We start from the raw sequence: 5,848 nt of genomic DNA on the forward strand, positions 1-5,848 counted from the left end.
CCGGCTTCTTCTTGCTTGGCATAGATGCTCCTTTCCAACATGCTATGCCTCAAACACAAAATTCCTGACAGGCTCCCCGACCCCGGGGTTGTTGCCTGGTTCTCGCGGCGACCACCGTCCACCCTGTATCTCTCTGTGCTGACCTTGGGTGAAATCCGTAAAGGCCTTGAAGGCGTCAGCGATGAATCGCGCCGCCAGTCGCTGCTCGATTGGTTGGAGACAGACTTGCCAACTTTCTTCACTGGCCGGGTACTGCCGGTCGATGCCGCCGTAGCCGATCGCTGGGGACGTTTGGTCGCAGCATCAGGCCGACCTCTTCCTACCATCGACAGCCTGCTGGCTGCCACCGCACTGGAGCACGATCTGGTATTAGTCACGCGTAACGTCAAAGACTTCGCAGGTTTGCCAGTCCAGATATTCAACCCCTGGTCGAACTGATCACACGTAGTTCGACGAAATCGCCATCCGCCGCCGGCGCGGGCTGGCGGTCATCGGGGCCGTCACAGGGCGTGGATCGTTTCGAGACTGACGGCTCGCCGGAATCGGCGGCAGCGCCTCGACCCGCTTGTTCAGGTTCAGCCCCATCGACAGCAGGCCGTGCAATGCCGCATAGGCATACACCCGGCAGTCCAGCGCTTCGTTTCTGCGGCCATCGGGCTTCCACCAGAAGCGCTGCGGGAAACCTTTCACGTAACGGGTACGAATCCGCTCGGCCGTCAGCTGCTCGAAATACTGCGCATCCCGATCCAGCGGGAAATGCATCGCGCCAGCGCCAGCCTCGGACTTCTTGAGGCGGGCGTAGATGGCTTCCTTGGCCGCATCGACGCCCACCGTGAACAGATTGATCTTGCCCTTGTTGGCCTTGCTCGGACGCTTGGGCCAGATCGGACGTTTGCCCGCGCCACCCTTGATCGCCCAGATGCGTTTGCGCTCCCGGCCTTTGCAAAAGGCATAGGCCGCCAGGGTGTGGTGACCACCGGTGTCCAGACACGCGGCTTCGATGGTCAGGCCGTTGGCCAGGGTCTCGTGCTCGAATCGATTGGACAGAAACGCATCGAGCTGCGACCAAGTATCCGGCGCCGAGGGATCGCCCCACAGCACCTTGTAGTCGATGGACCAGGACTCCTCGTCCCGGCCCCAGCCGACCACTTCCAGTTCGAGCCGGTCGTCCTGCACGTCGATGCCGCAGGTGAGCAGTGCCACCTCGGCAGGAATCGCCGGCCCGTAGGCTTCGCGGCGTTCCATCAGGCCTTCGGCATCCAAGGTCTCGCCCTCGCGGTCTTCCCAGGTCTCGGCCAGTTTGGTGTTGACCCAGACCTTGAGCCGCACCGGATCGTCCTTGGCGGCGTGATGCTCTTGGGCGATCTCGCCCCAGGTCAGCCACGGGCTGTACAGGCTGGACAAGTGGAAGCCCACCGTCTTGCCATCGCCCTCGGCTCGTGACGTCCAGCGACCGTTGGCCAGCAGTGCCGGTTTGCGGTACTCGGGATGGATGCCGTCGCAGGCTGGGCAGTGCCATGCGGCGTCCGCCATCTTGTCCTTGGGCCAGCGGATGTCGCGCCACTGGATCGGGCTGTGCGCCCCGCAATGATCGCAAGGCACCTCGAACACCCGCTGATCCGACTCCAGGTAGGCCGCCTCGATGCGGGAGAAACCCTTGAGTGTCGGGGTTGAGCACAGATACACCTTGCGATTGACGAAGGTGGCCGCCCGTTGCACAGCGAGCGCCACCGGATCGCCCTCGCCATCAGCATCGCCTGGGTAACCATCCACCTCATCGAGAAACAGGTAACGCACCGGCATCGAGCGCAGGCCCACCGCCGAATTGGCGCCGGTCATGATCAGCACGCCACCGGGGAATTCCTTCATTAGCTGGGTGTTGCCGGAGTCCCGGCTTCGTGGGTCCTTCACCCGGCTGGCGAGTTCAGGGCTGGCTTCGATCAGCGCATCGACCCGTTGCTTGGAGACGCGCTTGGCGCCTTCCACCGTGGGCTGCACCAGCAGCATCGGACCCGGGGCGTGGTGGATGACGTAGCCGACCCAGTTGAGTCCGCACTCGGTCTTGCCCACCTGTCCGCCGGCCATGAACACGACCCGTTCGAATCGTGAGGTAGCGGACAAGCTCGCCATGACCTCGGCCAAGTACGGCGTGCGGCTGGTCGACCAGCGCCCGGGCTCAGCGGAGGCGACCGACGAGAGCATCCGGTGGCGGTTGGCCCAGTCATCGACGGTGAGGATGGGGTCGGGGGCCAGACCCCGTTTCCAGGCCGATTCAACAGCCGATTCAGCAGTGTCGAACACAAGCCACTCCAATGCGAAATAGATGCCAAAACGATGAGGCGAACGCTTGGCTTTCCGCTTGAACAGCGCGTTACTACAAGCACAGCAACCCACCCCCAGGAGAACACCATGCGCAAGACCACCACCAAAGCCACCGCCACCAAAGCCGCCCAGCAACGGGACCAGCTGCTCGCCCAGATCGCCCTGGACCATCTCTTCATCGAGACCCTGCAAACCCGCAACAGCGACCGCCTGGACTTCCACGACGTCAGCGTCTGGGCCGTCCAAAGCGCCCTGGTGGCGGCCTACCAAGCAGGCCTGGCCGCAGGCCAAAGCGCCACCGGCAAGGCCACTGATCAGCCGGTCCAGCAGCAAGCCGCCTGACTCTCACATCACCCCAAGGAGCACGACCATGTCCGCACAAACCACCCCGATCACCGAACGCCAACTGGACCTGATCACCCGCGCGCATTGCGACGCCGGCGGATTGATCGAGCCGCTGCTGGCTCTCAAAGGCGGCGCCAAGCTCAAGATGATCGCCAGCCTCGCCCAGCGGGGGTTGATCGAGCAGTTGGATGGCCAGTGGCGCATCACAGGTGCCGCCATCGCGATCATCAAGGGCGAAGCCCAACCAGAGGATGTGCTGCCTGCGGTAAAGGGCGCCGCCACGTCACCCACACCGCTCCCGGCCGACGATCCGGAACTGGAAGCAGCGGTCGCCGCCGCCGAAGCCAGCTGGCAACAGGATCAGCCCAACCCCGCCTCGAAGCGTGGCCCGGGCAACAGCAAGCAGGCCCTGGTGATCGAGATGTTGAAGCGCCCCGAGGGCGCGACCATCGCGCAGATCAGTGAGGCGACGGGCTGGCAGGCGCACACGGTACGCGGCACCTTTGCCGGCGCACTCAAGAAGAAGTTGGGCCTGACCATCGTCTCCGAGAAGATCGAAGGCCCTGCCGGCACGCCAGGTGCAGGACAGCGTCTCTACCGCATCGCCCAGGAAGCCACCGCGTGAGCACGCAGCCCAACACCCCGACCCCGGCAGACCTGTTGCCAGCCGTGCTGACGGCCTGCCGGGAGATCGCCCGGATGAAGCATCCGAGCATCGAGCACCTCCTGCGCCACCGGGGGTTTGGTTTCGAGGCCGACCGCATCGCCGATCTGGTGCTGGCGATTGAAGCCCTTGATGCCCACCGCGATGCAAATTGAGCTTGGCTTCAGTGGCCCAAAGCGCGTTACTACGTGTGTCGCAACGATCAACCCTAAGGAGCCAAAGATGAACACCACCCCCCAGATCCCAGCCCCAACCGTCACCGATTGGGGATTCTTTGGAACGATGAACGAGCAGGCCGAAGCCGCCTGGCCACTGGCCATGATCGCCATCTCGGATGCCACCGGCCAGCCACTCGAATCGGCCCGCACCTTCCTCGACAGCCGCCACGGTCGCCACTTTGCCGACGATGTGCAAAACGGCCTCTACGCCGGCGCCACCCTGGCCGACGCCATCAACGCCGCCACGCAACGTTGGATGGGCTGGACGATTGGCCGCAGCACAAGCAAACAGTACGGCACGCCTGAGGGCCTGCCTTACCTGACGGGCTTCGTGATCCACTGCGAGATCGTCGAAGAGTCCCTGGCGGCGTGAGGAGCACAACGTGGCCGCCATCTCCACCACCCCACAACTCGGAGCCAACTACGACCAGTTCATCGCCGAACTGACAGCGCTCACCCGCAAGTACGGGGTGGCGATCCAGTCGGTCGGTGGCGTGATCTTGGCCGACACGCCCGGAGAGTTCCGCGACGTCACCTACATCGCCGACATCAGCAGCGGCGATCTTTATCCGGAGTTTCCGGACAGCTGACGCACGCGCAGCCCCTCAAACGCCCTGCGCAGCAGGTAGCTTCGAATCAAAGAGACGACGGTAAAAATCAGGCCGATCAGCAAGTTCTCCTGCAGCGTGGCGTGCAGGCCAAAGAGCGGAAACACCAGCCACTGGGTCGCCACCGCCGCCCCGTAGCCGACCAGCACATTGGTCACGGCCTCCACCAGCGACATCCAGCGCGACTGCTTCATCCCTGGGCAGTGCAACTTTTTTTCTGTAAATTTTCCGAGGCGAAGTCATCGGGATATTGAAATCAGGCATGCAAGTTGAGATAGACCTTGCCGGTCATCCACTCCTCGTCGCACTCGGCGAGGAGGGCGGAAACGAGGCGCAGACAGGACGCGGTGTTGGGGAAGATCGAAGCGACGCGGGTGCGGCGCTTGATCTCGCGGTTGATGCGTTCGAGGCCGTTGGTCGTGCGCAGGCGGGTGCGCTGGGCGTAAGGCAGATCGAAGACGGTGAAGCCCTCGGGCAGGTTTTCCTCAGCCCACCGGGCGAGCTTGGGCGCATCGGTTTTCCAGGCATCGAGCGCCTGACGCCAGAGTCGTTCGGCCTCGGCCTTGTCGGGCGCGTTGAAGATGGCGCGGATGCGCAAGGCGACGGGTTTGCGCTGGTCGAGGCGCGTGACGTAAGCCTGGGCATTCTGCTGCAAGTGGAACTGGCAGCGCTGCCAGGGCACGCTGGGCAGCACCGCCCGGCGTGCGGCCTTGAGGCCGGCATGATCGTCGGAGACGATCAGCTTGACGCCCGAGAGGCCGCGCCGGATCAGGCTGTCGAGGAAAGCGCGCCAATGGACCTCGGCCTCGGACAGGGCGACCGACACACCGAGTACGCGACGCCGTCCGTCCTTGGTAATACCGACGGCGATCAGCACGGCGCAATCGACCAATTGGCCAGCCTCGCGCACCCGCTCGTAGCGGGCGTCGAGGAATAGGTAAGGGGTTTCGTCGAGGGGACGTTCGCGCCAGGCGGCCAGCCCGGCATCGAGCTTTTCGGCGGCCCGGCTGACCTGGGTCGAGGAGATCGACACTTCCGGTCCCAGGAGCTTGACGAGGATGTCGCATACCTTGCGGGTCGACACACCCTGCACGTACATCTCGGCCAAGGCGAGGTTGAGCGCCTGCTCGGTGCGCGAGCCCTTCTCCAGGGCGGAAGGGTAGAAGCCGCCGCCGCGCACCTGGGGGATGTCGAAGGTCTGTTCGCCCAGGCGGGTCATGACGGTCTTTGGCTTGAAGCCGTTGGCATAGTCGGTGCGCTGCGGTGTGCGTTCATGCGGTCTGGCATTGAGAAAGTGGGTGCGCTCGATCTTGCACGCCTCGTTGACCAGGATGCGCAGCGCCTCGCCGGCGCCGTCCAGGCCGTTGGCCAGCAAGGCCGCAAACGCGGCGTCCAGGGGATGATGTTCTACTCGTTGTGCCATGGTGTCGACTCCTTCGTGGGTGGGTGCAAGAATGCCCCGAAGAAATCGCCTGCGGGTAGAGCCTGCCGGGGGCGCGCCGCGGTGCTTTGCCGACCGCAGCGATGAGGGCGCGTAGCGCCCGAAGAGCGGAGGTCGGCAAAGCACCGCAAAACCAGCGGGCCACAAATTTACAGAAGAGATGTTGCACTAACTAGAGGTCGCCGATGTCGATGGAGCCGTCCGGGTTGGCGGGCAGCGGGCGGCCGTCTTCGCCGCGGATCTCCAGCTC

The 5,848-nt window shown here is 64.2% G+C and carries 9 protein-coding genes; 6 read left to right on the forward strand and 3 right to left on the reverse strand.

Annotated elements, in window-relative coordinates:
- The first annotated feature begins 24 nt into the window (after positions 1 to 24).
- Positions 25 to 438 (forward strand): type II toxin-antitoxin system VapC family toxin, encoded by a 414-nt coding sequence (locus ACK4TH_RS11080; protein WP_409626410.1) that lies wholly within the window; start codon positions 25 to 27, stop codon positions 436 to 438.
- Here the strand turns inward: ACK4TH_RS11080 and ACK4TH_RS11085 are convergent, their stop codons facing one another.
- Positions 439 to 2,457 (reverse strand): phage terminase large subunit family protein, encoded by a 2,019-nt coding sequence (locus tag ACK4TH_RS11085; RefSeq protein WP_409626413.1) that lies wholly within the window; start codon positions 2,455 to 2,457, stop codon positions 439 to 441.
- On the opposite strand from ACK4TH_RS11085, the gene ACK4TH_RS11090 reads away from it, so the two are divergent.
- From ACK4TH_RS11090 to ACK4TH_RS11110, 5 genes are all read left to right on the forward strand, one after another.
- Entirely contained in the window at positions 2,410 to 2,664 is a 255-nt protein-coding gene (locus tag ACK4TH_RS11090) for a DUF6900 domain-containing protein (protein WP_409626416.1), read from the forward strand. The genes ACK4TH_RS11085 and ACK4TH_RS11090 overlap by 48 nt on opposite strands.
- Before the next feature lie 28 nt (positions 2,665 to 2,692).
- Complete coding sequence (locus ACK4TH_RS11095) at positions 2,693 to 3,292, forward strand: DUF3489 domain-containing protein (RefSeq protein ID WP_409626419.1); 600 nt, start codon at positions 2,693 to 2,695, stop codon at positions 3,290 to 3,292.
- Positions 3,289 to 3,486, forward strand: a complete 198-nt coding sequence (locus ACK4TH_RS11100; protein ID WP_409626422.1) for a hypothetical protein — start codon at positions 3,289 to 3,291, stop codon at positions 3,484 to 3,486. Before ACK4TH_RS11095 ends, ACK4TH_RS11100 begins: the two co-directional genes overlap by 4 nt.
- 67 nt (positions 3,487 to 3,553) lie before the next feature.
- Positions 3,554 to 3,922: a hypothetical protein gene (locus ACK4TH_RS11105; RefSeq protein WP_409626424.1), complete on the forward strand. Its 369-nt coding sequence runs from the start codon at positions 3,554 to 3,556 to the stop codon at positions 3,920 to 3,922.
- Between the two features lie 10 nt (positions 3,923 to 3,932).
- On the forward strand, positions 3,933 to 4,139 hold the full coding sequence (locus tag ACK4TH_RS11110) for a hypothetical protein (RefSeq protein ID WP_409626427.1): 207 nt from the start codon (positions 3,933 to 3,935) through the stop codon (positions 4,137 to 4,139).
- Here the strand turns inward: ACK4TH_RS11110 and ACK4TH_RS11115 are convergent.
- Together ACK4TH_RS11115 and ACK4TH_RS11120 are read right to left on the reverse strand one after the other, a co-directional pair.
- On the reverse strand, positions 4,115 to 4,351 hold the full coding sequence (locus tag ACK4TH_RS11115) for a hypothetical protein (RefSeq protein WP_409626430.1): 237 nt from the start codon (positions 4,349 to 4,351) through the stop codon (positions 4,115 to 4,117). The two genes, ACK4TH_RS11110 and ACK4TH_RS11115, sit on opposite strands and share 25 nt — an antisense overlap.
- A 62-nt stretch (positions 4,352 to 4,413) precedes the next feature.
- A complete protein-coding gene (locus tag ACK4TH_RS11120) occupies positions 4,414 to 5,580 on the reverse strand; it encodes an IS256 family transposase (RefSeq protein WP_409626432.1) in 1,167 nt (388 codons plus the stop codon).
- Between the last annotated feature and the right edge of the window lie 268 nt (positions 5,581 to 5,848).

This window comes from Tepidimonas sp. (assembly GCF_046292505.1).
In the GTDB taxonomy this organism is placed as follows: Bacteria; Pseudomonadota; Gammaproteobacteria; order Burkholderiales; family Burkholderiaceae_C; genus Tepidimonas.

Coding starts and splice junctions, on each gene's coding strand:
- ACK4TH_RS11080 (WP_409626410.1), top strand. CDS start 25: ATGCTCCTTTCCAACATGCTATGCCTCAAACACAAAATTCCTGACAGG.
- ACK4TH_RS11095 (WP_409626419.1), top strand. CDS start 2,693: ATGTCCGCACAAACCACCCCGATCACCGAACGCCAACTGGACCTGATC.
- ACK4TH_RS11120 (WP_409626432.1), bottom strand. CDS start 5,580: ATGGCACAACGAGTAGAACATCATCCCCTGGACGCCGCGTTTGCGGCC.
- ACK4TH_RS11115 (WP_409626430.1), bottom strand. CDS start 4,351: ATGAAGCAGTCGCGCTGGATGTCGCTGGTGGAGGCCGTGACCAATGTG.
- ACK4TH_RS11090 (WP_409626416.1), top strand. CDS start 2,410: ATGCGCAAGACCACCACCAAAGCCACCGCCACCAAAGCCGCCCAGCAA.
- ACK4TH_RS11105 (WP_409626424.1), top strand. CDS start 3,554: ATGAACACCACCCCCCAGATCCCAGCCCCAACCGTCACCGATTGGGGA.